Origin of the sequence: Streptomyces sp. NBC_01304 (assembly GCF_035975855.1) — a bacterium.
Classification (GTDB): Bacteria; Actinomycetota; Actinomycetes; order Streptomycetales; family Streptomycetaceae; genus Streptomyces.
Genome location: NZ_CP109055.1, coordinates 8,610,337 through 8,634,539 on the forward strand (window position 1 = coordinate 8,610,337; position 24,203 = coordinate 8,634,539).

The 24,203-nt window shown below is 70.9% G+C and carries 24 protein-coding genes and 1 pseudogene; 11 read left to right on the forward strand and 14 right to left on the reverse strand.

Annotated features, from left to right (window positions below):
- Position 1 precedes the first annotated feature (1 nt).
- Both OG430_RS38250 and OG430_RS38255 read left to right on the forward strand, forming a co-directional pair.
- Complete coding sequence (locus OG430_RS38250) at positions 2-1,390, forward strand: aldehyde dehydrogenase family protein (protein ID WP_327357243.1); 1,389 nt, start codon at positions 2-4, stop codon at positions 1,388-1,390.
- A 47-nt stretch (positions 1,391-1,437) separates the two neighbouring features.
- Positions 1,438-2,520 (forward strand): Zn-dependent alcohol dehydrogenase, encoded by a 1,083-nt coding sequence (locus OG430_RS38255; protein WP_327357244.1) that lies wholly within the window; start codon positions 1,438-1,440, stop codon positions 2,518-2,520.
- A gap of 117 nt (positions 2,521-2,637) precedes the next feature.
- Here the strand turns inward: OG430_RS38255 and OG430_RS38260 are convergent, their stop codons facing one another.
- Both OG430_RS38260 and OG430_RS38265 read right to left on the reverse strand, forming a co-directional pair.
- Complete coding sequence (locus OG430_RS38260; RefSeq protein WP_327357245.1) at positions 2,638-3,576, reverse strand: DMT family transporter; 939 nt, start codon at positions 3,574-3,576, stop codon at positions 2,638-2,640.
- Positions 3,577-3,716: 140 nt separating this feature from the next.
- The gene (locus OG430_RS38265) at positions 3,717-4,391 is read right to left on the reverse strand and encodes a TetR/AcrR family transcriptional regulator (protein ID WP_327357246.1); all 675 of its coding nucleotides are present in this window, start codon (positions 4,389-4,391) and stop codon (positions 3,717-3,719) included.
- A 76-nt stretch (positions 4,392-4,467) separates the two neighbouring features.
- Here OG430_RS38265 and OG430_RS38270 point away from each other — a divergent pair, with 76 nt between their 5' ends.
- From OG430_RS38270 to OG430_RS38280, 3 genes are all read left to right on the forward strand, one after another.
- A complete protein-coding gene (locus OG430_RS38270) occupies positions 4,468-5,619 on the forward strand; it encodes an acyl-CoA dehydrogenase family protein (RefSeq protein WP_327357247.1) in 1,152 nt (383 codons plus the stop codon).
- A 61-nt stretch (positions 5,620-5,680) separates the two neighbouring features.
- The gene (locus OG430_RS38275; RefSeq protein ID WP_327357248.1) at positions 5,681-5,923 is read left to right on the forward strand and encodes a YiaA/YiaB family inner membrane protein; all 243 of its coding nucleotides are present in this window, start codon (positions 5,681-5,683) and stop codon (positions 5,921-5,923) included.
- Positions 5,924-5,993: 70 nt separating this feature from the next.
- Complete coding sequence (locus OG430_RS38280; protein WP_327357249.1) at positions 5,994-6,614, forward strand: TetR/AcrR family transcriptional regulator; 621 nt, start codon at positions 5,994-5,996, stop codon at positions 6,612-6,614.
- Between the two features lie 22 nt (positions 6,615-6,636).
- On the opposite strand, the gene OG430_RS38285 is transcribed toward OG430_RS38280, so the two are convergent.
- Positions 6,637-7,101, reverse strand: a complete 465-nt coding sequence (locus OG430_RS38285; RefSeq protein ID WP_327357250.1) for a MaoC family dehydratase — start codon at positions 7,099-7,101, stop codon at positions 6,637-6,639.
- Between the two features lie 130 nt (positions 7,102-7,231).
- On the opposite strand from OG430_RS38285, the gene soxR reads away from it, so the two are divergent.
- Positions 7,232-7,693: a redox-sensitive transcriptional activator SoxR gene (soxR, locus tag OG430_RS38290; RefSeq protein ID WP_327357251.1), complete on the forward strand. Its 462-nt coding sequence runs from the start codon at positions 7,232-7,234 to the stop codon at positions 7,691-7,693.
- Positions 7,694-7,737: 44 nt separating this feature from the next.
- Here the strand turns inward: soxR and OG430_RS38295 are convergent, their stop codons facing one another.
- Positions 7,738-8,805: an RNA ligase (ATP) gene (locus tag OG430_RS38295; protein ID WP_327357252.1), complete on the reverse strand. Its 1,068-nt coding sequence runs from the start codon at positions 8,803-8,805 to the stop codon at positions 7,738-7,740.
- 171 nt (positions 8,806-8,976) lie between these two features.
- The gene (locus tag OG430_RS38300; protein WP_327357253.1) at positions 8,977-9,684 is read right to left on the reverse strand and encodes a 3-keto-5-aminohexanoate cleavage protein; all 708 of its coding nucleotides are present in this window, start codon (positions 9,682-9,684) and stop codon (positions 8,977-8,979) included.
- 24 nt (positions 9,685-9,708) lie between these two features.
- Here OG430_RS38300 and OG430_RS38305 point away from each other — a divergent pair, with 24 nt between their 5' ends.
- Entirely contained in the window at positions 9,709-10,221 is a 513-nt protein-coding gene (locus OG430_RS38305; protein WP_327357254.1) for a hypothetical protein, read from the forward strand.
- Between the two features lie 66 nt (positions 10,222-10,287).
- On the opposite strand, the gene OG430_RS38310 is transcribed toward OG430_RS38305, so the two are convergent.
- Entirely contained in the window at positions 10,288-10,896 is a 609-nt protein-coding gene (locus OG430_RS38310) for a hypothetical protein (protein ID WP_327357255.1), read from the reverse strand.
- A gap of 575 nt (positions 10,897-11,471) precedes the next feature.
- On the opposite strand from OG430_RS38310, the pseudogene OG430_RS38315 reads away from it, so the two are divergent.
- Positions 11,472-11,890, forward strand: a pseudogene (locus tag OG430_RS38315) (penicillin acylase family protein); the annotation flags it as partial.
- A 33-nt stretch (positions 11,891-11,923) separates the two neighbouring features.
- On the opposite strand, the gene OG430_RS38320 reads toward OG430_RS38315, so the two are convergent.
- The 3 genes from OG430_RS38320 to OG430_RS38330 all read right to left on the reverse strand — a co-directional run bounded on the left by OG430_RS38320 (position 11,924) and on the right by OG430_RS38330 (position 16,151).
- Complete coding sequence (locus OG430_RS38320) at positions 11,924-13,249, reverse strand: serine-threonine protein kinase (RefSeq protein ID WP_442816635.1); 1,326 nt, start codon at positions 13,247-13,249, stop codon at positions 11,924-11,926.
- Positions 13,250-13,351: 102 nt separating this feature from the next.
- Positions 13,352-14,746: an erythromycin esterase family protein gene (locus OG430_RS38325; RefSeq protein WP_327357257.1), complete on the reverse strand. Its 1,395-nt coding sequence runs from the start codon at positions 14,744-14,746 to the stop codon at positions 13,352-13,354.
- Between the two features lie 133 nt (positions 14,747-14,879).
- Positions 14,880-16,151, reverse strand: a complete 1,272-nt coding sequence (locus OG430_RS38330) for an exo-beta-N-acetylmuramidase NamZ family protein (RefSeq protein WP_327357258.1) — start codon at positions 16,149-16,151, stop codon at positions 14,880-14,882.
- Between the two features lie 194 nt (positions 16,152-16,345).
- Here OG430_RS38330 and OG430_RS38335 point away from each other — a divergent pair, with 194 nt between their 5' ends.
- The 3 genes from OG430_RS38335 to OG430_RS38345 are packed head-to-tail and all read left to right on the forward strand — an operon-like array spanning position 16,346 to position 19,440.
- Positions 16,346-17,125 (forward strand): SDR family oxidoreductase, encoded by a 780-nt coding sequence (locus OG430_RS38335; protein WP_327357259.1) that lies wholly within the window; start codon positions 16,346-16,348, stop codon positions 17,123-17,125.
- On the forward strand, positions 17,122-18,777 hold the full coding sequence (locus tag OG430_RS38340; protein ID WP_327357260.1) for a class I adenylate-forming enzyme family protein: 1,656 nt from the start codon (positions 17,122-17,124) through the stop codon (positions 18,775-18,777). The genes OG430_RS38335 and OG430_RS38340 overlap by 4 nt, the downstream gene beginning before the upstream one ends.
- A 54-nt stretch (positions 18,778-18,831) precedes the next feature.
- On the forward strand, positions 18,832-19,440 hold the full coding sequence (locus OG430_RS38345) for a TetR/AcrR family transcriptional regulator (RefSeq protein WP_327357261.1): 609 nt from the start codon (positions 18,832-18,834) through the stop codon (positions 19,438-19,440).
- 54 nt (positions 19,441-19,494) lie between these two features.
- Here OG430_RS38345 and OG430_RS38350 read toward each other — a convergent pair whose 3' ends face one another.
- From OG430_RS38350 to OG430_RS38370, 5 genes are all read right to left on the reverse strand, one after another.
- Complete coding sequence (locus tag OG430_RS38350) at positions 19,495-20,151, reverse strand: acetate uptake transporter (RefSeq protein WP_327357262.1); 657 nt, start codon at positions 20,149-20,151, stop codon at positions 19,495-19,497.
- Between the two features lie 247 nt (positions 20,152-20,398).
- Positions 20,399-21,613: an acyl-CoA dehydrogenase family protein gene (locus tag OG430_RS38355; RefSeq protein WP_327357263.1), complete on the reverse strand. Its 1,215-nt coding sequence runs from the start codon at positions 21,611-21,613 to the stop codon at positions 20,399-20,401.
- Between the two features lie 9 nt (positions 21,614-21,622).
- Positions 21,623-22,645, reverse strand: coding sequence for a phosphotransferase family protein (locus OG430_RS38360; protein WP_327357264.1), 1,023 nt, complete (start codon positions 22,643-22,645; stop codon positions 21,623-21,625).
- Positions 22,646-22,830: 185 nt separating this feature from the next.
- Positions 22,831-23,745, reverse strand: a complete 915-nt coding sequence (locus tag OG430_RS38365) for an MBL fold metallo-hydrolase (RefSeq protein ID WP_327357265.1) — start codon at positions 23,743-23,745, stop codon at positions 22,831-22,833.
- A 116-nt stretch (positions 23,746-23,861) separates the two neighbouring features.
- A complete protein-coding gene (locus tag OG430_RS38370; protein ID WP_327357266.1) occupies positions 23,862-24,158 on the reverse strand; it encodes a hypothetical protein in 297 nt (98 codons plus the stop codon).
- Positions 24,159-24,203: the final 45 nt, after the last annotated feature.

Here is a 24,203-nt window from a genome sequence, read left to right on the forward strand (position 1 = left end):
GATGACGGCACACGACGGGATGTACATCGGCGGCGCATGGCGCCCTGCCGCGGGCACGGACACGATCGCGGTCGTCAATCCGGTCGACGAGCAGGTGATCGCCCAGGTGCCGGCCGGCACCGCCGAGGACATCGACGCTGCCGTACGTGCCGCGCGCGCGGCGTTCCCGGGCTGGGCCGCGACCCCGCCCGCCGAACGGGCCGCGCTGATCGCCGCCCTGCGCGACCAACTGGTCGCCCGCAAGGACGAGATCGCCCGCACCGTGACCGCCGAGCTCGGCTCGCCGGAACAGTTCGCCCAGTTCGTGCACGCGGGCGTGCCGATCGCGGTGGCCGGCTCGTACGCCGAACTGGCCGCCTCCTTCACCTTCGAGGAGCGCATCGGCAACTCCCGGGTGCTGCTCGAACCGGTCGGCGTGGTCGGCGCCATCACCCCCTGGAACTACCCCCTGCACCAGGTCGTCGCCAAGGTCGCCCCGGCGCTCGCGGCAGGCTGCACGGTCGTCCTCAAGCCGGCCGAGGACACCCCCCTCGTGGCCCAGCTCTTCGCCGAGGCCGTGCACGAAGTGGGCTTCCCCGCGGGCGTGTTCAACCTCGTCACCGGCCTCGGCCCGGTCGCGGGCCAGGCGCTCGCCGAGCACGAGGGCGTGGACCTGGTCTCCTTCACCGGGTCGACCGCCGTCGGTCAGCAGATCGGCGCGACCGCCGGCGCCGCGATCAAGCCGGTCGCCCTGGAGCTCGGCGGCAAGTCCGCCAACGTCATCCTGCCGAGCGCGGACCTCGCCAAGGCCGTCAACGTCGGCGTGGCCAACGTCATGAACAACTCCGGCCAGACCTGCAGCGCCTGGACCCGGATGCTGGTCCACGCCGACCAGTACGACGACGCGGTCCAGCTCGCCTCGGCCGCCGCCGCCAAGTACGGCGACCGCATCGGCCCCGTCGTCAACGCCAAGCAGCAGGCGCGCGTACGCGGCTACATCGAGAAGGGCATCGCCGAGGGCGCCAAGATCGTGGCGGGCGGTCCCGAATCCCCGCGCGAAAAGGGCTACTTCATCACCCCCACCGTCTTCGCGGAGGTGACCCCCGACATGACCATCGCCCAGGAGGAGATCTTCGGCCCGGTCCTGTCGATCATCAAGTACGCGGACGAGGACGAGGCCTTGGCGATCGCCAACGGCACCGTCTACGGCCTCGCCGGCGCCGTCTGGGCAGGCACCGAGGAGGAGGCCGTGGCCTTCGCCCGCCGGATGGACACCGGGCAGGTCGACATCAACGGCGGCAGCTTCAACCCGCTCGCCCCGTTCGGCGGCTACAAGAAGTCGGGCGTGGGCCGGGAGCTCGGCGCGCACGGCTTCGCGGAGTATCTGCACACGAAGTCGCTGCAGTTCTGAGCCCAGTTCACCTCTTGTACCGCACCTCTTCCCTGGAGTAAGTCACCGTGGTCCGCGCCGCCATCCTGCCCGCCGTCGGCTCCGCCCTGGAGATCGCCGAGATCGACCTGCCCGCACCCGGCCCCGGCCAGGTCCGCGTCCGCCTCGCGGCGGCCGGGGTCTGCCACTCCGACCTGTCCCTGACCAACGGCACCATGCGGGTACCCACGCCCTGCGTCCTCGGCCACGAGGGCGCGGGCACGGTCGTCGATGTCGGCGAGGGCGTCACCCATGTAGCCCCCGGCGACGGGGTTGTCCTCAACTGGGCGCCGTCCTGCGGGAGTTGCCACCACTGCTCGATCGGCGAGGTCTGGCTCTGCTCCCAGGCCCTCACCGGTGCCGCCTCGGTCTACGCGCACCGGCCCGACGGCACCGAGCTCCACCCCGGCCTGAACGTCGCGGCCTTCGCCGAGGAGACCGTGGTCGCGGCGAACTGCGTCCTGCCGGTCCCGGACGGCGTCCCCCTCACCGACGCCGCGCTCCTCGGTTGCGCGGTCCTCACCGGATACGGCGCCGTGCACCACTCGGCGCGGGTCCGCTCCGGCGAGTCCGTCGTGGTCTTCGGCGTCGGCGGGGTCGGCCTGGCCACGCTCCAGTCGGCCCGGATCGCGGGCGCAGGACCGATCATCGCGGTCGACGTGTCGCCGGAGAAGGAGGACCTGGCCCGCGCGGCCGGAGCCACCGACTACGTCGTCGCGTCCGACACCACGGCGAAGGACATCCGCAAGCTCACGGCCGGGCAGGGGGCGGACGTGGCGATCGAATGCGTGGGCCGGGCCGCGACGATCCGTACCGCCTGGGAGTCCACCCGCCGCGGCGGCCGCACGACGGTCGTCGGGATCGGCGGCAAGGACCAGCAGGTCACCTTCAACGCCCTGGAACTCTTCCACTGGGGCCGGACCCTCTCCGGCTGCGTCTACGGCAACAGCGACCCGTCCCGCGACCTGCCGGTCCTGGCGGAGCACATCCGTGCGGGCCGCCTCGACCTGAGCCAACTCGTCACCGAGCGGATCGGGTTGGAGGGGATTCCGGGGGCCTTCGAGAACATGGTGGCGGGGAAGGGTGGTCGGGCGCTGGTGGTGTTCGGGTAGTTCCATGTCCTCAAGCGCCGGACGGGCTGACTGTGTCAGCCCGTCCGGCGTTTGAGGACACCGCCCGGAGGGCGGAAGGCTCCGCAGGATTTCGGGAAGGGGCGGGGAGGGGATAAATCAGCCCCGAGACCGCCCCCGCGAAACCGCCACCCCCGCCAGGCACAACGCCCCACCCCCGAGCGTCACCCACCCCGGCACCTCATCAAGCGCGACCCAGGACATCAGCACAACCAGAGCCGGCACGGCATAAGTCGTGGCCCCCATTTTCCCGGCAGTGGTCCGGGCAAGGGCGTACGCCCACGTCGTAAACGCAAGGGCAGTCGGAAACAGCCCGAGATACACCATGTTCAGCGTCGCAGACACCGGCGCCCGCCCCACCTCGTCCACCAACACCCCCGCGAACGGCAGACACCCCACCGCCCCGATCGCGCACCCGAACGTCGTCGCCTGCAACGGCGACGCATGCCGCAGCGCCGGCTTCTGGGCAACGACCCCACCCGCGTACGACACCGCCGCGAGCAGACACAGGAACACCCCGAGCAGCGACGCGTTGCCCGAACCGGACATGGACAGGCCGACCACCGCCGCCCCGGCGAAGGACACCGCCATCCCGGCGAGCAGCCGCTTCGGCAGACCCTCCTTGAGCAGCCACCCCGCGAGCAGCGCCATCACCAGCGGCCCGACGTTCACGACGAGCGCCGCCGTGCCCGCGTCGACCTTCTGCTCGCCCCAGTTGAGCACCACCATGTAGACGCCGAACCACAGCAGCCCGGACACCACGATCCCCGGCCAGGCGGCCCGCGGGGGCAGCCCCTCGCGGCGTATCAGCAGCACCACACCGAGCGCGAGGGCCCCCGAGAGCAGTCGCCCGAGCGCGAGCGCGCCGGGCGAGTAGGCCTCGCCCGCGCTGCGGATCGACACGAAGGCGGAGGCCCACAGCACCACCGTGACGGCCGCGGCGGCCAGGGCGAGGGTTCCGGCACGGCGGGAAGCGGTCCCGGAGTCGGGTGCTGGGTGGGAGTCGACGGGGGGCGCGGAGGGCGAGGGGTTGCTCATGGCCGAAACCCTATGGTCACGACACTTCGGCGCCCACCGAATTGTCGGCCGGCCAAGAGGTGGGCCGGCAGGTCGGGCCAACAGGCGTCCCGGACAGATCAGTTGGCGCAGGCTCGCACGGCTCGCACGGCTCGCACGGATCAGTTGGCAGTGGCCCGCAGCGCCGCGTACTGCAGTTCCAGCCCGTCGAGGAGCGCCTTGAGCCCCGCCTCGAAGGCCCGCTCGTCGATCTTCTCCTGCCGCTCCGCGAGCAGATGCGCCTGCCCGAGGTGCGGATAGTCCGCAGGGTCGTACGCGGCCTCGTCGTCCACGAATCCGCCCGCGAACGACCCGAGTGCCGAGCCCATGATGAAGTACCGCATCAGCGCACCGATGGAGGTGGCCTGGGCCGCGGGCCAGCCCGCCGCCGTCATCGCGCCGAACACCGCGTCGGCGAGCCGCAGTCCGGCCGGCCGGCGTCCCGGTCCCTGTGCGAGCACCGGCACGATGTTGGGGTGCTCGGTGAGGGCGCCGCGGTAGGACACGGCCCAGTCGTGCAACGCGGTCCGCCAGTCCTGCCCGTCGAAGCGGCCGTCGCGGCCGTCGCGGCCGTCCTCGAACATCGACAGGTCGACCTGCGCACTCACCGAGTCCGCGACCGCCTCCAGGATCTGGTCCTTCGTGCGGAAGTGGTTGTACAGGGAGGGCCCGCTCACCCCCAGCTCGGCCGCGAGCCGCCGCGTGGAGACGGCCGCGAGGCCCTCAGCGTCCACGAGTTCACGCGCCGCCATGACGATGCGATCTCTGCTGAGGAGGGGCTTGCGCGGTCGGGCCATGCGGCTCATAGTAGGCCCTGCCCAGCTAAAACTAGCAGTGGTAATTAAAAGTCTCGAGCAGGTGGGAGCGCGCGCGGTGAACCTGGAACTCAGCGAGGAACAGACAGCCGTCCGACAGCTCGCCGAGGACTTCGTGGCGCGCGAGATCACCCCGCACGTCATCGAGTGGGACCGCGCCGAGAACGTCGATCGCGCCATGGTGAAGAAGCTCGGCGAGGTCGGGTTCCTTGGCCTCACCATCGACGAGCAGTACGGCGGATCGGGCGGCGACCACCTCGCGTACTGCCTGGTCACCGAGGAGCTCGGCCGCGGCGACTCCTCCGTGCGCGGCATCGTCTCCGTCTCGCTCGGCCTCGTCGCCAAGACCGTCGCGGCCTGGGGGAACGAGGAGCAGAAGCAGCGGTGGCTGCCCGGCCTCACCTCCGGCGAGCTCGTCGGCTGCTTCGGCCTCACCGAACCCGGCACCGGCTCCGACGCGGGCAACCTCACCACCAGGGCGGTGCGCGACGGGGACTCGTACGTCGTCAACGGCACCAAGATGTTCATCACGAACGGCACTTGGGCCGATGTGTGCCTCCTCTTCGCCCGCACCAACGACGCCCCCGGCCACAAGGGCATCTCCGCATTCCTCATCCCCACCGACACCCCGGGCCTCACCCGACGCACCATCCACGGCAAGCTCGGCCTGCGCGGCCAGGCCACCGCGGAGCTGGTCCTTCAGGACGTACGGGTGTCCGCGAGCGCGATGATGGCGCCCGAGGGCAAGGGTTTCTCGGTCGCCATGTCCGCGCTCGCCAAGGGGCGGATGTCGGTCGCGGCGGGCTGTGTCGGCATCGCGCAGGCCGCCCTCGACGCCGCCGTGCGGTACGCCGGCGAGCGCGAGCAGTTCGGCAAGCCCATCGCCCGGCACCAGCTCGTCCAGGAGCTGATCAGCGACATCGCGGTCGACGTGGACGCCGCCCGCCTGCTGACCTGGCGCGTCGCCGACCTCATCGACCGCGGGCAGCCCTTCGCGACCGAGTCGTCGAAGGCGAAGCTGTTCGCGTCGGAGGCCGCGGTGCGCGCCGCGAACAACGCGCTGCAGGTGTTCGGCGGCTACGGCTACATCGACGAGTACCCGGCGGGCAAGCTGCTGCGGGACGCCCGCGTGATGACCCTCTACGAGGGCACCAGCCAGATCCAGAAGCTGGTCATCGGCCGTGCGCTGACGGGGGTTTCGGCTTTCTGAGTACGCGGCTGAGTATCCGTACGGATGGCTCAAGAGGCCCCGGGCCGGGACGCTGATCCACATGACAGACGCATCGAGCAAGCCGCAGAACACTCAGGCCTACTACGGAATGGCCGTCGCCTCCTTCGCCATCTCGGCCGGGGCCGTCGCCCTGGCCGTCTTCAAGATGGACGTCGATGTCTGGGTGCGGGCCTTCCTGGGGATCGGGATGCTCTACCTCACCACCTCCGCCTTCAACCTGGCCAAGGTGATCAGGGACAAGCAGGAGGCGGCGCGGGTGTCCGACCCCTTCAAGGGACTCTGAGCCGTCCCCCTAAGCGCTTGCTCACCCGCAGGGGTATGGTGTTCGCTCGGACAGTGGAAGGGGCGCAGCCATGAGCGCGGCTCAGGAGATCGACGAGGACCAGCCATGGGGCGAGGTCGCGCCTGACGCGGCCCGGCGGCTGCTCGTCGCCGCGGTGGAGGCCTTCGCCGAGCGCGGTTATCACGCGACGACGACGCGGGACATCGCCGGCCGCGCCGGCATGAGCCCGGCCGCGCTCTACATCCACTACAAGACCAAGGAAGAGCTGCTCCACCGGATCAGCACGATCGGCCACGAGAAGGCCCTGCGCATCCTGTCGTCCGCCGCCGACGGGCCGGGCAGCGCCGCCGACCGGCTGGCTCAGGCCGTACGTTCCTTCGTCGTGTGGCACGCCGGGCACCACACCACGGCGCGGGTCGTCCAGTACGAGCTGGACGCGCTCGGCGAGGAGCACCGCGCCGAGGCGGTCCAGCTGCGCCGGCAGTGCGACGCGGCCGTGCGCCGCATCCTCAACGACGGTGTCGAATCGGGCGAGTTCGTGGTGCCTGACGTGCCCGGCACCACTCTCGCCGTCCTCTCGCTCTGCATCGACGTGGCCCGTTGGTTCAACACCGCGGGCCGCCGCACGCCGGAAGAGGTCGGCGAGAGCTACGCCGACCTCGTCCTGCGCATGGTGGGGGCCAAGAAGTAGGCCCCGTACGAAGAGGGCCGGCTCAGAAGTAGAAGCGGGACACCGACTCCGCCACGCACGCGGGCTTGTCGCCGTCCTCGCGCTCGATCGTGACGGCCGTCGTGAGCTGCACCCCGCCGTCCTTCGTCTCGGTGACCTCCTTGATCACCCCGGTGGCGCGCAGCCGCGAGCCGACCGGCACGGGGGAGGGGAAGCGCACCTTGTTGGTGCCGTAGTTGATGCCCATCCTCACGTTCTCGACGCGCATGATCTGCGGCACCAGGGTCGGCAGCAGCGACAGCGTCAGATAGCCGTGCGCGATGGTCGTGCCGAACGGCCCCGCGGCCGCCTTCTCCGCGTCGACGTGGATCCACTGGTGATCGCCGGTGGCGTCCGCGAAGAGGTCGATCCGCTTCTGGTCGATCTCCAGCCAGTCGCCCGCGCCGAGCTGCTCGCCGACTGCTGCCCGCAGCTCCTCGGCCGACGTGAAGATCCTTGGCTCTGCCATGTCCGTTGCCTCCCGGGGCACTGTGCTGAGTTCGCGGCGTACTGCGTTCGCGACGTTTCTAAGCGCTTGCTCAGCATGGTTGCCGAGGGACACCGTGTCAACGAATGTGCGGGGACGTAGGGTCGAGCGCGTGCCGCAGATTCCCGAGAAGGTCCATGAACTCACCGTCGGCCAGCTGTCCGCGCGCAGCGGCGCCGCCGTCTCCGCCCTGCACTTCTACGAGTCCAAGGGCCTGATCAGCAGCCGCCGTACGGCCGGCAACCAGCGCCGCTACGGCAGGGACGCGCTGCGCCGGGTCGCGTTCGTGCGCGCGGCGCAGCGCGTCGGCATCCCGCTCGCCACCATCCGGGACGCGCTCGCCGAGCTCCCCGAGGAGCGCACGCCCAACCGCGCCGACTGGGCGCGGCTCTCGGAGACGTGGCGCTCGGAGCTCGACGAGCGCATCAAGCAGCTCGGCCGGCTGCGCGACCATCTGACGGACTGCATCGGCTGCGGCTGTCTCTCGATGGAGACCTGCGTCCTGTCCAACCCGGACGACGTCTTCGGCGAGAAGCTGACAGGCTCGCGCCTGCTCGCGGAGAAGCGGACCTGAGACCGTCGGCCGGGTGGCCTTGAGTGCCTTGGCCGGGGCCGCGCTCACTCGTACTCGGTGCCGCCCTTGCGGGTCAGATAGGCGGCGCTGACCGCCTTCGCGATCGCACGGCCGCCGGTCACCGGGCTGTACCGCTCGGCGGCCGGCCGGATGACGACGCCCTCCCGCAGGTGCAGCGCGCGCCCCGACACGGTCTCGCGCCCCGATGCCAGTTCCAGGACCTGCTCGGCGTCGTACGCGCCCTCGAACAGCCTTGGTACCAGCGGGAGTTCGCCGTCCAGGACGGCGGCCGGGTCCAGCCAGCGGACCTGTCCGTCGATCTCCGCCGACACGTCGAACACGGCATAGCCGAGCGTCTCGCGCCGCCCGTCCGCCCCGTACGTCAGGTCCTGTACGCCGGCGCCGTAGACCTCGCCGAACAGTCCGACCCGGCGTGCCCCGAGCCGCTCGGCGAGCTTGGCCGCGACCGCCGGGGCGTCATGCCCGAGCACGGCGCGCCAGTACAGATTGCGCGGGTCCTCCTGGAGTGCGAGGCCCTTCGCGCCGAAGCCCTTGGACGACACCTGGACCCTGCCGTCCTCGGCGAAGTACGTGAGCAGGCAGGCCGATCCGTGCAGCTTCTCGGTGAGCACGACGGGCTCGCCCGGCCGGAAGATGTCCGGGTAGCGCTGGATGTTCTCGATGTCGACCCAGGGCAACAGGTCGGGCGCCGACTCGACGTCGCCGTTCATGGTGGGCGGGATCGGCGGCACGCACTTGACGATGCCGAGCCGCTCCGCGAAGTCGGTGCCCTCGGCGGCGGCCTCGGCCAGGTCGGTCCCCGCGAGCGCCCCGGGGCGGCAGACGATGCCCTGCGACAGCTCGCCGCGCAGCCGGACGGCCTTGACCCGGTCGGACCTGGAGCCCGCGAGGCGGCCGGTCAGGCCCAGTTCGTCGATGAGCTCCGCGGGGAGCACGGACTGCTCCGGGATGTAGAGCGCCGCGTCGCCGGTGCGGTAGGCGCCCTTGGCGACGACGGCGCGGTACAGGCCCACCTGGGCCAGTTCCAGCGCGTCGGCGTTGGGGTGCTCATGGATGGTCAGCACTTCGGCGGTGACGCGCAGCGTCGACATGGCGGGGCTCCCGAAAGCGGATCGGTAATGCGTCAGTTGGGTTTCATCGCCCCCAACTGTCCAGGCCCGACCGGTTTTCGGCCACCGAATTTCAAGGGCCGGTTCACGATGCCGGGAGCGCGGCAGCCACCCTTCGCTCAGGGCCCCGCGAGCGCCGCAGCCACCCTTCGCTCAGGGTCCCGCAAGCGCCGCCGCCACCAACTCCGCGTTGTCCGCCGCCCGTTCCCCGTCCGGCAGCAGCAGCGTGTCCTCGAGCCCGATGCGCGTCGCGAGCCCGAGCCGCCCCGCCAGGCGCAGCACCGGCCAGGCCCCGCCCTCCTCGCCGTGCAGCAGTACCGGGCGGCCATGCGCGACCCCGAGCCGCGCGAGCAGCGCGTGCGCGGCCTCCTCGGCCGCAGCCGGCTCGTGGTCGGTGACTTCGGCGAGGACCCTGAGCACCCTGGGCGCCAGCGGCGAGCGCAGAAACCGCTCGGCCCCGTCCGTGCCCGACCAGATGCCCGCCTCGATGCCGACGCCCCGCTCGAGCAGCACCGCCGCCAGCTCCTCGGCGCCCGGCTCGTGCCAGTTCACCGAGGCGTGGTCGGGCAGCACGGTCCAGGACCGGACCCGCTCGATCCGGCTCGCGGGGTCCGGCTCGGCCCAGGCGCCGGTGGTCACCCCGACCGGAACCGTGACGAGGGAACGTACCGCTTCAAGGGTGGAGGCGACCGCACGCGGGGACAATGTGTCATGTCCACAGGGGGACTTGGGGTGCACATGGACATCGACGGCACCGGCGGCGACCGCACCCGCCGCGGACTCGGCAAGAGCCCCCGGGGACAGCGGCACCGCGCCGCCGTCGGCCGCGTCGCGGGCGCCGTTCAGACAGACCTGAAGCATGCACCCGATCCTAGGAGGAGGCCTGTGGGACTCGTCATCTGCTCGTTGCTGTGGAACGCCGCGGACGCGGGCCAGCAGAAGATCAAGTACGACGGCGACGGCTACCACTTGGTGCGCTTTCCGTACGTGGCGGGCCAGGAGTCGTACGACCCGTGGCACATGCACGACCCGGCGCACGGCGGCGGCACGCCCTCGAAGTTCCCCGACGCGCGCTCGGGGCTCATCTGGCCGAGCCACGACGGCTGGGGCGTGCTCACCGCGCTGGCCTTCTGGGAGCCGCACTCCTCGCCGACCGAGTACCGGACGCGGTTCGTGCGTGATCCGCTCGGCGCCGGATACGACTCGACGGCCACCTCGGACTCGGCGCCCACCGGCGGCGGGCAGTACCGCTCCTACGTCTGGCAGATGTTCGTGCACAAGGGCACCCCGCTCGGCTTCAAGATCTCGGCGCGCGGCCGGGGCGACGCGAAGGTCGCGGCACCCCTGGTGCACGCCCAGTTCAAGCTGGCGATCCATACGGATGTGCACACGCCCTGAGCGGCTTTCGCGGTCGTACGCACACGGGGGTGCGGCACCGTCGGCGCACCCCCGGCCGTCCGGACCTCACACCGAAACGAGCGTCCTTGCCCGCTCCCGGTGCGCCTGCGCCAGTGCCGAGGGCGCGAGAACGGGCTGTGGCACCACGATTCCGCAGCCCGTGCAGACCGGCCCTGCGGACGGCTCGTGCGCCAGACCCTGCTTCCAGATGATGTCGGTGGACGTGCAGACCGGGCAGGTGCCCGCGGGTGCCTGCTCAAGTGCCCTGATCAGATTGCGCAGTACGTCGGCCAGTGGCCCGTCGGGGTGGATCCGCGGGTCGTCGCACCAGGCGACGCCGTGCCCGCCCCAGGTGAGCCGGTGCCAGTCGTCCACGCTGCCGGGCCGGCGCAGCCCGTCGTGCTTCTCCCGCTTGCGCCGCTCGGCGAACTCGGTCTCGTACGCGAGCCACACCGCTCGCGCCTCTTCCAGCTCCTCCAGCGCGGCCGTCAGGCGCGCCGGGTCGGGGGACCGGTCCTCGGGGCCGAAACCGGCCCGCGTGCACAAGTGGTCCCAGGTCGCCCGGTGTCCGTAGGGGGCGAACCGTTCCAGGCACTTACGCAGCGAATACCGCCGCAGCGCCAAGTCGTTGCGGGAATCCCGCACCTGTCTCGCGAGGCTTCGAAAACCGGCCATCGCTTCGCACCTCCGTCGCTCGTGTATCGGCGTCGAGGAACAGACGTCGGCGAATAGACGTATCCCGAGGCGATCCGGCTCCATCCAATTTCGGCCCGGCCTCGACCGGCGGTCCCCGGGGGGCCAGGTGGCGTACGTGTGGGGCGTGCGTGTGTGGTGATTCGGCGAAGGTGACGCATGTTCATCTTCAGGCCGTCGTGTACCGCCGGTAACCTCCGGCTCACCGAACTCCGGGAGCTTCACGAGGAGCCCGCATGCGATGGCGCATCCCCCGTCCCCCCCACCCGTAGCGGCACAGTCGCCGACGGCGCGCCGCGCGCAGAGGCGCCGGTGTGCTGATCGCGGCGGCGGCCCTCACGGCGGGCCTGATCGCCCCCGCGCCCGGGGCCGCCGCGGCCGATCCGGCCCCCGCGACGGACCGCGTGGACCACTGCGGCAACCAGTGCGCCGACATCCTGCCGCCCGGCGCGAACGGCAGCGCCACCCTGGCGGAGATCCTCGGCCACCGCCTCTTCGGCACCAAACCGGCGCACAGCGACGACCAGTTGGGCCCCTACGACGCCCTGTCGTCCGGCTACGCCGCGCTCACCGGGCAGCTCCCGACGGACGAGTCACCCTCGGCGGGCCACGGCCCCACCGGTGCCCATGCGGGCTCCGCCTTCCAGTACGGCTGGTGGGGCTACGCGGACAAGGACCTGCGGGCCGTGCTCGGCCGGCCCGTGAAGGGCAAGCTGGGCAAGGCGTTCTGCGGCGACGGCAAGCTCGACGCCTGCCGAGACACCCTCCTGGCCACGCTCGTACAGCCCGCCGCCAAGCCCGCCGCCAAGCCCGCCACCGAGGTCTACCCGGGCGACGGGACCTGCAAGGCGGGCGACCAGTGGTGCTCGGACACGATCATCCACCGGGCGGTCGGCGGCATCACCCCCCCCAGCCGATCCAGTGGCAGAACCGGCCGACGTACCAGCAGGTCGTGGAGTTCCCCACGCACAGGTGAGCACGGGCGGGGGCGGCGCCGTGCCCCCGCCGATCACTCGATGCGGCCCGCCGAAATCACCAACCGCGCCAGCTCCTTGTGGCAGATGTCGCTGTGGGCGCCGATCGGCGGGCCGCCCCTGTGCACCACCTCGGCGGCGTCCACGTTCACACAGCCGACCGCGGGAATCGGTCCGCGCAGCGCCTCCCTCAACGTCAACCTGACGGTGCCGTCCAGGGCCTGGACCCCGTCGAAGCCCATGGCACCCCATCTGCGGTCGAAGCCGAGCAGACTCGACGAGTCCCTGGCCATCCGCGAGGCCAGCGGATACATGACCTGCAGCGCCAAGTCGTGCTTCGAGAAGCAGCACACCACCGGACCGTCCACCCGCTCCTGCCAGCCGCGCAGCGCACCGCTCTTGCTCTGCTGATGCGGAAGCCGCGGCGCGAACGCATAGTGCGAGAACGCCCCTTGGAGCAGCGTCACCGACTTCACGTTGTGCGCCTTGTCCGGCAGCCCCCGCAACGCATACGACACCAGCCGTCCGCCGAAGCTGTGCCCGATCAGGTGCACCCGTACCTGCGGCGCCCGCTGCGCGAGCAGCCCGAGCACCGCCCCGAGCCCCAACTGGCCGACCGTGCCCGCCCGTCGCTTCATCACGTAGTACGCGGTCTGCCGCAGCAGCTCCTTGGCGCCGCTCCAGATCCGCAGCATCCCGAGCGGCCGCACCGACTCCGGCAGCGGCCCGTACGACGCCTCGGCGAAGGCCTCGCAGACGGCCGTGACGTCCTCGGTCAGCATCGCGGGCCTGTCCCCCTGCGCCCCCTCCTCCGTGTCGGCCTCGAACCCCTCCGGGTGTCCCGTCGTCTGCTCGTCGTACAGCCGCCGTACCAGGCCGCCGAACTCGCCGAGGGCCTCCTCGGACTCCGGTTGCTCGTCCAGGAGTTGTTGCAGTCGCCCGAGCGTGTCCGTGGAGCCGGGGAACATTTCGGCCGGCTCCGGCAGCTCCGATTCCGCCTCCGCCTCCGCCTCCGCTTCCGCCTCCGATGCTCCTTCCGCCACTGCGGCCATGGCGCCGAGGACGGCCGGGTCGAAGTCGGGGATCGGCTCGTCCGAGAACCGCATCGCCGGCCACAGCACCCCCACGTAGCCGAGCTTGACGCCCGGCGCGAGGCCGGGGAAGGGCGCGAAGAACCTCCGGTACAGCTCGGTGGCGATCGAGCGGTCGTTGTTCCAGCCGTGCGCGAACACCAGCAGATCCGTCACGCCACGCTCGTGCGCCTGCGCGATCAGCCTGTCGCGCTGGGCCGGGTTCGGGTCTCCGTCCGCGTCGAAAGTCAGCTCCCAGTACGGCCTGACGCCCACATCCGCCATGACCATCCCCCCTCAGGCCGGTGTCCGATCTGCGGGCATCGTCCTGCGGAGTAGGGGGGTTGGCCAGTGGCGCGGCGCAAGCAGGCTGCGCCCCTTGAGAGCGATGGGTCAGAGGCGGTCGGCTGCCGTGATCCGGTGCAGATGGACCAGGACGTCGTACGAGGTGCCGAGGCGCACCGGCTGCGGCTGGTCCGGCCAGGCGTTGCCTATCGACCACGTCGGCCGGAAGCCGCTCAGCCAGGTGCGGGCGGCGGGGGACACCCGGCGCAGGTCGAGGTAGTAGTCTCCGCGCCGCACCTGTTCCAGGGTGTGCTCGTTGCTGCCGGGCGCGGGCGCCCCGACGCTGAACTCACGTATGTGTTCCTCGGGATCGTTCAGATCGAGAGCGTTGAACGAGCCCTGCCCGAAGGTGAATCCGATGCTGCGGTAGTCGGTGCCGGCCTGCTCCCGCAGGAACTGGCCCTGCAGCTTCGGATACTGCTTGGGGTTGCTGGTCTCGAACCCCACATGGCCGTTGTGGGCGGACAGCAGCATCCGGTGCCCTGTCTGCCGCTGCCACCACAGGGTGTTGGCGGCCATGGACCGGTCGCGGTGCAGCATGGCCTCGGCCAGCTGCTTCTCGTCGAAGAAGTCGTAGCCGAACTCCTTGCCGACCTGGGCGATGACCCGCGCGTGCTGCAGCACCCAGGCGTACTGCTCGCGATCGGCGCCGGGGCCCTGTCGCTCGAGCAGCTCGAAGGCGCGCTGCACATCCGCCGCCATCCGCCGGCGCTCGGGCAGTGGCCGGACCATGTAGGCCTTGATCCAGTCGCGCACCCCGGTGGTCGGCCGCGAGGCCCGGTACAGGCGCTCGAACTCGGGCTTGAGGCGCGGGTGATGGGCGCCGACGTACTCCAGGACGGAGTCGAAGAGGGCGGGCCCGGCGTACGCCATGTCGTCGCCCATGAACTGCACCTGATCGGCGGGGTCGGGGTGCTCGATGTTGTACGACCGCATCCAGGTGACGAGGTCGAGGTATTCGCGGACGTTCCAGATGAGATACGACTCCTGGAACTCCTCCCGCATGATCTGCTTCGGGTTTCCCTTTCCGTGCAGCACATAGTCGTTGAGCCGCAGCCCGGCGCTCCAGTTCGCCTCCAGGGCGAACATCGTGAAGCCCTTCTCCTCGACGAGGTGCTGGAAGAGCCGGTGCTTCATGCGGAAGAACTCGCGGGAGTTGTGCGTGGCCTCGCCCACTCCGACGATCTTCGCGGAGCCGATCATCCGGTCCAGGGGGAGCAGATCGCGCGCGGGCGCACCGGGTTCGGTCGAGTCGAGCGGGCGCGCGGCCCGCGCCAGGGCCTGTATCGCGGGGTCGTCCGTGCCCGTCGACCGCGCCGCGGCCGGGGCCGGCCCCGCCCCCACGAGGGAGGCGAGAGCGGCCGCGACCAGGGCGAGCGCGAGGAGCAGGGGTAAGCGGTAGTGACGTACGGAAGTGTGCGGAGTTCGGGTGTCCGAGTGCATGGATCAAGCGTCGCGCCGTGCGTGTCCGTCCGCGATAGCGCCAACTCCCCTCTGCACAGGGGTGCCTGCACTACTGACAGTCCACCGGTACGCCGAGTATTCGCGCCTCACCGGTACGCCGAGTCCCCGAGCCTCACCGATACGCCAGATACTTCCGCCGCACACCCCGGAACGCCGCCAGCTCGTCCTGCCACCCGGCGACCACCTCGTCGGCACCCGCGCCCGCGTCGATCATGGTGCGGACCTGCGTGGACCCGGTGAGCTTGTCGATCCAGTTGTCGGGCCGCCAGGCGAAGCCGCTCCACGCCTTCTTCGCCGTCACCAGGAGCGCGACACCCGTCCGCACCGGGTCGAACCTCTCCCGGTCGTGCACATGCAGCTGCACCCCGCCGATGGTCTTGCCCTGGAACTTCGAGAACGTGGGCGCGAAGTACGCCTCCCGGAAATCCACCCCGGGAAGGTCCAACTCATTGGCCGCGGCGGCCCACTTACGGTCGATGCCCTCCGCGCCGAGCAGCTCGAACGGCCGCGTCGTGCCCCGCCCCTCCGACAGGTTGGTGCCCTCGAAGAGACATGTCCCCGAGTAGACGAGAGCGGTCTCCGGCGTCGGCATGTTGGGGCTCGGCGGCACCCAGGGCAGGCCCCACGCATCGTAGAACTCGGACCTGCGCCACCCGGACATCAGCACGGTCTCCAGCTCGACGGGCTGTTCCAGGAACTCCTTGTTGAACAGCCGCGCCAGCTCCGCCACGGTCATCCCGTGCGCCTGCGAGATCGGCTCGCGCCCCACGAAGGTCGCGAACTCCTTGTGCAGCACCGGCCCGTACGCGCCCCGCCCCGTCACCGGATTCGGCCGGTCGAGCACCACGAACCGCTTGCCCGCGAGGCGCGCCGCGACCATGCAGTCGTACAGCGTCCAGATGTACGTGTAGAAGCGGGCGCCCGCGTCCTGGATGTCGAACACCACCGTGTCGACGCGTGAGGCGGTGAAGATGTCGGCGAGGGCCTGCCCGCTCTTCAAGTACGTGTCGTAGACGGGAAGTCCGGTGGCCGGGTCGTCGTAGCGCCCCTCGGAGCCGCCCGCCTGGGCCGTGCCGCGGAAGCCGTGCTCGGGTCCGAAGACGGCGACCAGGTCGACCCGGTCGTCGGCGTGCATGACATCGACGATGTGGCGGACGTCCCTGGTCACCCCGGTCGGGTTGGTGACGATGCCGACCCGCTGCCCGTCGAGCAGTCCGTACCCGTCCGCGACCAGGCGCTCGAATCCCGTACGCAGCTTGCGCCCGGCCCCCGCTCCGACGGTCGCGCCGCCACCCGCGTCGGCTGCCGCCGGGGAGGCGGCGGCCGCGGTCGTGGCGAGTGCGCCCGTGGTCGCGGTGAGCAGGATCCGTCTGGACAGATTCATGCGGTGACCTCCGTGGTCGGCCGGGGCGGCTGTCATGCCCACGCACGCTAGCGCGCAGTCCGCCGCCGGGGAACGAACCGGACACGAACGGCCCGGTCAACCCCTTCCCCCGCTCCATACCGACTGGTTAGTCTGCGATGGCAGGTCGTAGATCAAGTGGTAGATCACGTCGCAGCTCACGTCGATGGAGACTGATGGTGGACACCGCGCAGGACACCGTGCAGGACAAGGCAGTTGTCGTCACCGGAGCGGGCGGCGGCATCGGCGCCGCGCTGGCCCGCCGCTTCGCGGCCGAGGGCGCCCGGGTCGTGGTCAACGACATCGATCCGGCCAAGGCCAAGTCCGTCGCCGAGGAGTTCGGCGGCATCGCGGTCCCCGGCGACGCCTCCGAAATCGTCGAGCACGCGCGCGACGCGCTCGGCGGCACCGTCGACATCTACTGCGCCAACGCCGGCCTCGCCTCGGGCGGCACCGAAGCCGCCGACGAGCAGGTCTGGGCCGCCGCCTGGGACGTCAATGTGATGGCCCACGTGCGTGCCGCGCACGCGCTGCTGCCCGCCTGGCTTGAGCGCGGCGAGGGCCGCTTCGTCTCCACGGTCTCCGCGGCCGGGCTGCTCACCATGGTCGGCGCCGCGCCGTACAGCGTCACCAAGCACGGCGCGTACGCCTTCGCCGAGTGGCTCTCGCTCACCTACCGGCACCGCGGCCTCAAGGTCCACGCGATCTGCCCGCAGGGCGTGCGCACCGACATGCTGACCGCCGCGGGCTCGGCCGGAGACCTGGTGCTCGCGCCGACCGCGATCGAGCCGGAGGACGTCGCCGACGCGCTCTTCGCCGGGATCGCGGAGGACCGCTTCCTGATCCTGCCGCACCCCGAGGTGGCCGCGTACTACCAGGCCCGTGCGGCCACCCCCGACCGCTGGCTGGAGAATATGAACCACATCCAGCAGAAGTGGGAGGGCGCACAGCAGTGACGACGGGTCTCCGTTACGCCGACAAGCCCTGGCTCGGCCGCCTGAGCGCAGCCCAGCGCACCAAGGTCACCCCGCCCCCGTCCGTCGTGCACGCCTTCCGCGCGTCCGTCGCCCGGGCCCCCGAGCACACCGCGCTCGCCTACTTCGACGGCCGCCTCACCTACGCCGAGACCGACGCGCTCTCCGACTCCGTGGCCGGCCACCTCGCCGCCCGCGGCCTCGGCAAGGGCGACCGTGTCGCGATCATGCTGCAGAACTCCCCGCACTTCGTGCTGGCCCTGCTCGGCGCCTGGAAGGCCGGCGCCACCGTCGTGCCGGTCAACCCCATGTACAAGGCGGGCGAGGTCCGGCACGTCCTGCACGACGCCGAAGTGACCGCGCTGATCTGCTCCGACCGCGCCTGGGAGAGCCATCTGCGCGAGGCGGCACAGGATTCGCCGGTACGGATCGTCGTCACGGCCTGCGAACTGGATCTGCAGACCCGCAACGACGCGCGGGTGCTCGGTTTCGAGCGGCTCCCGCAAGCCGACGACGCCGATGACCTGCTGACTCTCGCCCACGCGCGCGTGCCCGCCCCCGAGGACCGCGAACTGTCCGCCGAGGACGTCGCGTTGATCAGCTACACCTCGGGCACCAGCGGGCAGCCCAAGGGCGCCATGAACCTTCAGGGCAACATCACCTACAACGCGGAACGCCAGCGCACCGGCCACCCCCTCGCCGAGGGCGCCACCTACTTCGCGCTCGCGCCCCTGTTCCACATCACCGGCATGGTCTGCCAGCTCGCCACCTGCCTGGGCAACGCCGGCACCCTCGTCCTCGCCTACCGCTTCGACGCGGGCGTCGTCCTGGACGCCTTCGCCGAGCACCGGCCCGCCTACACCGTCGGCCCGTCCACCGCCTTCATGGCGCTCGCGGCCCACCCGGCGGTCACCCGCGACCACTTCGCGTCGTTCCAGCTCATCTCGTCGGGCGGCGCGCCCCTGCCGCCGGCCCTGGTGGAGAAGTTCCGGGCGGGCTTCGGCCCGTACATCCGCAACGGCTACGGCCTCACCGAGTGCACCGCGCCCTGCGCCTCCGTGCCCCCGGAGCACGAGGCGCCCGTCGACCCGGTGTCCGGCACCCTCTCGGTCGGCGTGCCCGGCCCCGAGACGGTCGTCCGGATCATCGACGAGAAGGGCCAGGACGTGCCCTTCGGCGAGCAGGGCGAGATCGCGGTCAGCGGCCCCCAGGTCGTGCCCGGCTACTGGCGCCGCCCCGAGGCCACCGAAGAGGGCTTTCCCGGCGGTGAACTGCGTACCGGCGACATCGGATTCATGGACAGCGGCGGCTGGCTGTATGTCGTCGACCGCAAGAAGGACATGATCAACGCGTCCGGGTTCAAGGTCTGGCCGCGCGAGGTCGAGGACGTCCTCTACACCCACCCCGCCGTCCGCGAGGCCGCCGTCGTGGGCGTGCCCGACACCTATCGGGGCGAGTCCGTGAAGGCCTACGTCAGCCTCCGGCCGGGCACGACCGTGGAGCCGGGCGAGCTCGGCGCGTACTGCAAGGAACGCCTTGCCGCGTACAAGTACCCGCGGGAGGTCGAGGTCCTGCCGGAACTGCCGAAGACCACGAGTGGGAAGATCCTCCGGCGGGAACTGCGTTCCCAGTAAGCGTTTGTGCGAAGCGGTTGCACGAAGCGTCTGTACGAAAGGAAGGTGGCGGCAGTGGCCAGAGCAGCGCAAGCCAAAGCAACGGAGCCGGACAGCACGCCCGTCCCGCAGCGACTCCTGGCCACCGCCACCCGGCTCTTCGCCGAGCAGGGCTACGACCGCACCTCGGTGCAGGAGATCGTCGAGGCGGCAGGCGTCACCAAGGGGGCCCTGTACCACTACTTCGGCTCCAAGGAAGACCTGCTGCACGAGGTCTACGCGCGCGTGCTGCGCGTTCAGCAGGAGCGCCTCGACGCGGTCGCGGGCGGGGACGACCCGGTCGAAAAGCGGCTGCGGGACGCGGCAGCGGACGTCGTGGTCACCACCATCGACCACCTCGACGACGCGTCGATCTTCTTCCGCTCCATGCACCACCTGAGCCCGGAGAAGAACAAGCAGGTGCGCGCCGAGCGCCGCCGCTATCACGAGCGGTTCCGCGCGCTGATCGAGGAGGGCCAGAAGACCGGCGTCTTCTCCACCGCGACGCCGGCCGACCTGGTGGTGGACTACCACTTCGGCTCCGTCCACCACCTGTCGACGTGGTACCGGCCCGACGGGCCGCTCACGCCCGAGGAACTGGCCGACCACCTGGCGGACCTGCTCCTTCGGGCGCTGCGCCCGTAGACCCGCGAGAAAGGCCCGGACCCCCCATGGGGTCCGGGCCTTCGACGCGAGCGATCAGCCGAGCGGCAGCGCCTTGCGGCCCCAGGTCTCGTTGGTGACGACCGCGAACGAGGTGTACCAGGCGGCCACCGCACAGATCAGGCCGAGCCAGCCGCCGATGTGGCCGAGCGCGGTGGTCTGCGTCAGGTCGCCAAGCGCGAGGAACAGGAACGTAAGGGTCAGCGAGACGAAGACGATTCGGTGCGCGAGGTCCAGCTTCATGGCGGCCACGGTCATGTACAGCGTGAAGACGAACCAGGCGATCAGGAAGAGCCCGGTCGCGAGGTGGGCGTCGGCCGCGGGCAGGCCGGGCACGACGAACTTCACGTAACCCGCGAAGGCCATCCAGAACGCGCCGTACGAGACGAACGCGGTGGTGGCGAAGGTGTTGCCGCGGCGGAACTCGAAGAGACCGGCGACGAACTGCGCGAGCCCGCCGTAGAACAGGGCGAGCGGCAGCACGACGGCGCTGAGCGCCGCATTCGAGATCAGCCCCGAGTTGAACATGCTGAGCACGAACGTGGTCGTCGCGAAGGCCGCGAGACCGAGCGGGCCGGGGTTGCCGAGCTTCGGCGCGGGCGCGGCCACGACGGCCGGAGCGGGAGCCGCGGCGGGCGCTTCGGCGCGGGCCGCAGCGCAGGAAGAGGGTGCTTCAAGCAGGGCGCTGGACATGGCAGAGGGGACACTTTCACTCGACGACCTTCCAACGTTACGCAGGCCGCCGGAGCACACCCGCACGGCGAAGGGCCCGTCTCCCCGGGCTTGAGTCGCCAGGAAGACGGGCCCTAAGTCCCGAAAGGCCGGTCAGAGGTACTGCTGCCGGGCTCAGCGGCGCTGCTCGCCGGGCTCAGCGATGCAGCTCGGCGGGCTCAGCGATGCCGCTGTACTGCTCGCCGGGCGAAGCGGTACCGCTCGCCGGTCAGAGGTACTGCTTGATCTCCCGCCGCGCCAGCGACCGCTGATGCACCTCGTCAGGACCGTCCGCCAGCTTCAGCGTCCGCGCCCCCGCCCACAGTTCGGCCAGCGGGAAGTCCTGGCTCACCCCACCCGCACCGTGCAGCTGCACCGCACGGTCGATGATGTCGACGACCGTACGCGGCGTAGCGATCTTGATGGCCTGGATCTCGGTGTGCGCGCCCCTGTTGCCGACGGTGTCCATCAGCCAGGCGGTCTTCAGGACGAGGAGCCGCAGCTGCTCCACCGCCACCCGGGCATCCGCGATCCACGTCTGCACGACGCCCTGCTGGGCGAGGGACTTGCCGAAGGCCGTACGCGACACCGCTCGCCTGCACATCAGCTCGATGGCCCGCTCCGCCATGCCGATCAGCCGCATGCAGTGATGGATCCGGCCCGGACCGAGCCTCGCCTGGGCGATGGCGAAGCCGCCGCCCTCCTCGCCGATCAGGTTGGTCACCGGCACCCTGACCTGGTCGAAGACGACCTCCGCGTGCCCGCCGTGCCAGTGGTCCTCGTACCCGTACACGGTCATCGCGCGCTTCACGGTGAGACCCGGGGTGTCCCGAGGCACCAGCACCATCGACTGCTGACGGCGCACATCGGCGCCGTCCGGGTCGGTCTTGCCCATCACGATGAAGATCTTGCAGTGCGGGTTCATCGCGCCGGAGATATACCACTTGCGGCCGGTGATGACGTACTCGTCACCTTCGCGCTCGATCCGGGTCTCGATGTTCGTCGCGTCCGACGAGGCGACCTCGGGTTCGGTCATGGCGAACGCCGACCGGATCTCGCCCGCGAGCAGCGGCTCCAGCCACTGCTTCTGCTGCTGCTCGTTGCCGAACTGGGCGAGGACCTCCATGTTCCCGGTGTCCGGCGCCGCACAGTTCAGTGCGGTCGGCGCCAACTGCGGGGCGCGCCCGGTGATTTCGGCGAGCGGCGCGTACTGCAGGTTCGTCAGCCCCGCGCCGTGCTCGGCATCGGGCAGGAAGAGGTTCCACAGCCCCTGCCGGCGCGCCTCCGCCTTGAGGTCCTCGACGATCTGCGGGGTGTCCCAGGGCGAGTCGAGGAGGGCGTGCTGCTCGTGCATCACGGCCTGCGCCGGATAGACGTACTCGTCCATGAAGGCCAGGAGCTTGGTGCGCAGTTCTTCGGTACGTGCGTCGAAAGCGAAGTCCATGAGCGGGGGTCAGCCTTCCTGGAGGGTGGTCAGACCGTGGTCGATGAAGACGGGGACGAGCTCGCCGATGTGGTCGAAGCCGGGGCCGACCGTCTGGCCGAGCGTGTAGCGGTAGTGGATGCCCTCGAGGATCACGGCGAGCTTGAACCAGGCGAACGCCGTGTACCAGGAGACGGCCGAGACGTCCCGGCCCGAGCGGGCCGCGTACCGCTCGATCAGCTCCTGAGGTGAGGGGTGGCCGGGGGCCGAAGCGGTCGTGCTGATAGGCGAGTTCGGGATCTCCAGCTTGGCGCTGTACATCACGATCAGGCCGAGGTCGGTCAGCGGATCGCCGAGCGTCGACATCTCCCAGTCGAGGACGGCCCGGATGCGGTCGTCGTCGCCGATCAGGACGTTGTCGAGCCGGTAGTCGCCGTGCACGACGGTCGGCGCGGGGGACTGCGGCAGGGAACGGCCGAGTGCCGCGTGCAGCTCGTCGATCCCGGCGAGCTCGCGGTTGCGCGAGGCGTCCAACTGCTTGCCCCAGCGCTGAAGTTGCCGGTCCAGGAAGCCCTCGGGCCGGCCGAAGTCGCCGAGGCCGACCGCCGCCGGGTCGACCGCGTGCAGGTCGACCAGCGTGTCCACGAGGTTGAGGCAGGCGTCACGGGTGCGCTCGGGGCCGATCGCGTCGAGCTCCTGGGCGGTGCGGTACGGGGTGCCGTCCACGAACTCCATGACGTAGAACGGCGACCCGATCACCGACTCGTCCTCGCAAAGGAGCACCGTGGTCGGCACCGGCACCGCCGTGTCGCGCAGGGAGCTGATCACGCGGTGCTCGCGCTTCATGTCGTGCGCCGTGGCCAGGACGTGCCCCAGCGGCGGGCGCCGCACCACCCAGCGGGAGACCCCGTCGGTCACGGCGTACGTCAGGTTCGACCGCCCGCCCTGGATCAGCCGGGCCTCGAGCGGCCCGCGCACCAGACCGGGCCGCTCGGCGTCGAGATGGCCGCGCAAACGGTCCAGGTCGAGACCCGGGGGCTGCTCTGAGCTCATACTTCGCTCCTCGTGTCGGTCACTGAGAAGTATGATGCCGACCAGTCGGTATGCCGTCCAGTGCGGGAACGGAAAGTGATCGGATTCTCGCCCCCTCCGCAGGCGGAATCAGCCGGAATCGGCGGTCGGGCCCTCGAACCCTCGAACCGTCGAGCGGGAGCGGGAGCGGGAGCCGGAGCCGGAGGTCAGGCGTGGCAGGCCACCATCTCCCCGCCGTTCATCACCGCCATGTCCCCGAACGCCTGGGCCGCGTCGAGCCGCACCCCCTCGGGCCGCCCGTCCAGCTCCGCGTACGCCCGATGCAGGTTCGCCACGAACCGCTCGCTCTCCTGCCACTTGCCGAACTCGCCCAGATCGGTGGCCTGCGCCGCCTCCAGTGGAGTGCGGCCCGCGGCGTGCGCCTCCTGGGCGGTGTCCGCGACGAAGCGGAGATAGCGCTCCGTGCGGTCGTACGCGGACGGGTCGGTCACCGGGCCGTGGCCGGGCACGACCACGCGGGCGTCCAGCTCGCGCAGCAGGTCGAGGGCGCGCAGCGAGCCGCTGACCGAGCCCATCAGGAGGAACGGCGTACCGCCCTCGAAGATCAGGTCGCCGGTGAACAGGATGCGCTGCTCGGGCAGCCACACCACCGAGTCGCCGGTCGTGTGCGCGACGCCGCCGGGGTGGATCACCTGCGTCTCGATGTCGCCGGTGTGCAGGGTGAGGCGGTCGGTGTACGTGAGGTCGGCGGCCTTGGTGCGGATGTCGCCGAAGTCGGTCTGGGGCCACAGGAGATGGAGCTGGAGGCCGGCGTCGAGCACCTCGCGGCGGCAGCTCTCGTGCGACACGATCGTCGCTTGCGGCGCGAACACCGCGTTGCCGTAGGTGTGGTCCCCGTGGTGATGCGTGTTCACGACGATGCCGGGCGGCGCGGCGCCCGTGGCCAGCAACGCCTCGCGCAGTGCGTGGGTGCGGCGCTCGGTGGCGGCGGTGTCGATGAGCAGGGTCTTCGGCCCGTCGCTGACGAAGCCCGCGTTGTTCAGGCACCAGCCGCCGTCGGGCTGGACGTAGGCGTGCACGCCGGGCGCGAGTTCGGTGGCGTACGGCTCTGCAGCGGACATGACGTTCCCCCGAAATCCTTGTCCTGACCTGTGGTTCTGACTTGTGGTCCTGACTACCGCGTCAGATCTTGCCAGTCGGGGTGGATTCGGGGGAAGTCGAGGGTGTGCGGGGCGAGTTAGTGGTCGTCCCAGTGCCCGTCGTGCTCGGCGTGCCGGTGTCCGTCGTGCACGTAGTCGACGTGGTCGCCGTGCGGGACGGCCTCGTGCCCGCAGTCCGCGCCGTGCTCGTGCGCGTGCCCGTCGTGCGCGACGTGCGCGCTCGGCTCGCACTCGTCCCAGTGCCCGGAGTGCTGCCGGTGCAGATGCCCGTCGTGCGCGTAGTCCACGTGGTCGCCGTGCGGCACCTCGGGGTGACCGCACGCCGGGCCGTGGGCGTGCTCGTGGGTGGGGTGCTCCTGGTGGAGGGTGGTCATGCTGCTCACCTTCGGGGGTGCTGGGGACTGACCACCTCAAGCTAG

Bases quoted from the DNA above. Each gene is read 5' to 3' on its own strand.
- OG430_RS38250 (WP_327357243.1), top strand. From the start codon at position 2: ATGACGGCACACGACGGGATGTACATCGGCGGCGCATGGCGCCCTGCC.
- OG430_RS38260 (WP_327357245.1), bottom strand. From the start codon at position 3,576: ATGAGCAACCCCTCGCCCTCCGCGCCCCCCGTCGACTCCCACCCAGCA.
- OG430_RS38265 (WP_327357246.1), bottom strand. From the start codon at position 4,391: ATGGCCCGACCGCGCAAGCCCCTCCTCAGCAGAGATCGCATCGTCATG.
- OG430_RS38275 (WP_327357248.1), top strand. From the start codon at position 5,681: ATGACAGACGCATCGAGCAAGCCGCAGAACACTCAGGCCTACTACGGA.
- OG430_RS38280 (WP_327357249.1), top strand. From the start codon at position 5,994: ATGAGCGCGGCTCAGGAGATCGACGAGGACCAGCCATGGGGCGAGGTC.
- OG430_RS38285 (WP_327357250.1), bottom strand. From the start codon at position 7,101: ATGGCAGAGCCAAGGATCTTCACGTCGGCCGAGGAGCTGCGGGCAGCA.
- OG430_RS38295 (WP_327357252.1), bottom strand. From the start codon at position 8,805: ATGTCGACGCTGCGCGTCACCGCCGAAGTGCTGACCATCCATGAGCAC.
- OG430_RS38300 (WP_327357253.1), bottom strand. From the start codon at position 9,684: ATGCTTCAGGTCTGTCTGAACGGCGCCCGCGACGCGGCCGACGGCGGC.
- OG430_RS38310 (WP_327357255.1), bottom strand. From the start codon at position 10,896: ATGGCCGGTTTTCGAAGCCTCGCGAGACAGGTGCGGGATTCCCGCAAC.
- OG430_RS38320 (WP_442816635.1), bottom strand. From the start codon at position 13,249: ATGGTCATGGCGGATGTGGGCGTCAGGCCGTACTGGGAGCTGACTTTC.
- OG430_RS38325 (WP_327357257.1), bottom strand. From the start codon at position 14,746: ATGCACTCGGACACCCGAACTCCGCACACTTCCGTACGTCACTACCGC.
- OG430_RS38330 (WP_327357258.1), bottom strand. From the start codon at position 16,151: ATGAATCTGTCCAGACGGATCCTGCTCACCGCGACCACGGGCGCACTC.
- OG430_RS38335 (WP_327357259.1), top strand. From the start codon at position 16,346: ATGGTGGACACCGCGCAGGACACCGTGCAGGACAAGGCAGTTGTCGTC.
- OG430_RS38350 (WP_327357262.1), bottom strand. From the start codon at position 20,151: ATGTCCAGCGCCCTGCTTGAAGCACCCTCTTCCTGCGCTGCGGCCCGC.
- OG430_RS38355 (WP_327357263.1), bottom strand. From the start codon at position 21,613: ATGGACTTCGCTTTCGACGCACGTACCGAAGAACTGCGCACCAAGCTC.
- OG430_RS38360 (WP_327357264.1), bottom strand. From the start codon at position 22,645: ATGAGCTCAGAGCAGCCCCCGGGTCTCGACCTGGACCGTTTGCGCGGC.
- OG430_RS38365 (WP_327357265.1), bottom strand. From the start codon at position 23,745: ATGTCCGCTGCAGAGCCGTACGCCACCGAACTCGCGCCCGGCGTGCAC.
- OG430_RS38370 (WP_327357266.1), bottom strand. From the start codon at position 24,158: ATGACCACCCTCCACCAGGAGCACCCCACCCACGAGCACGCCCACGGC.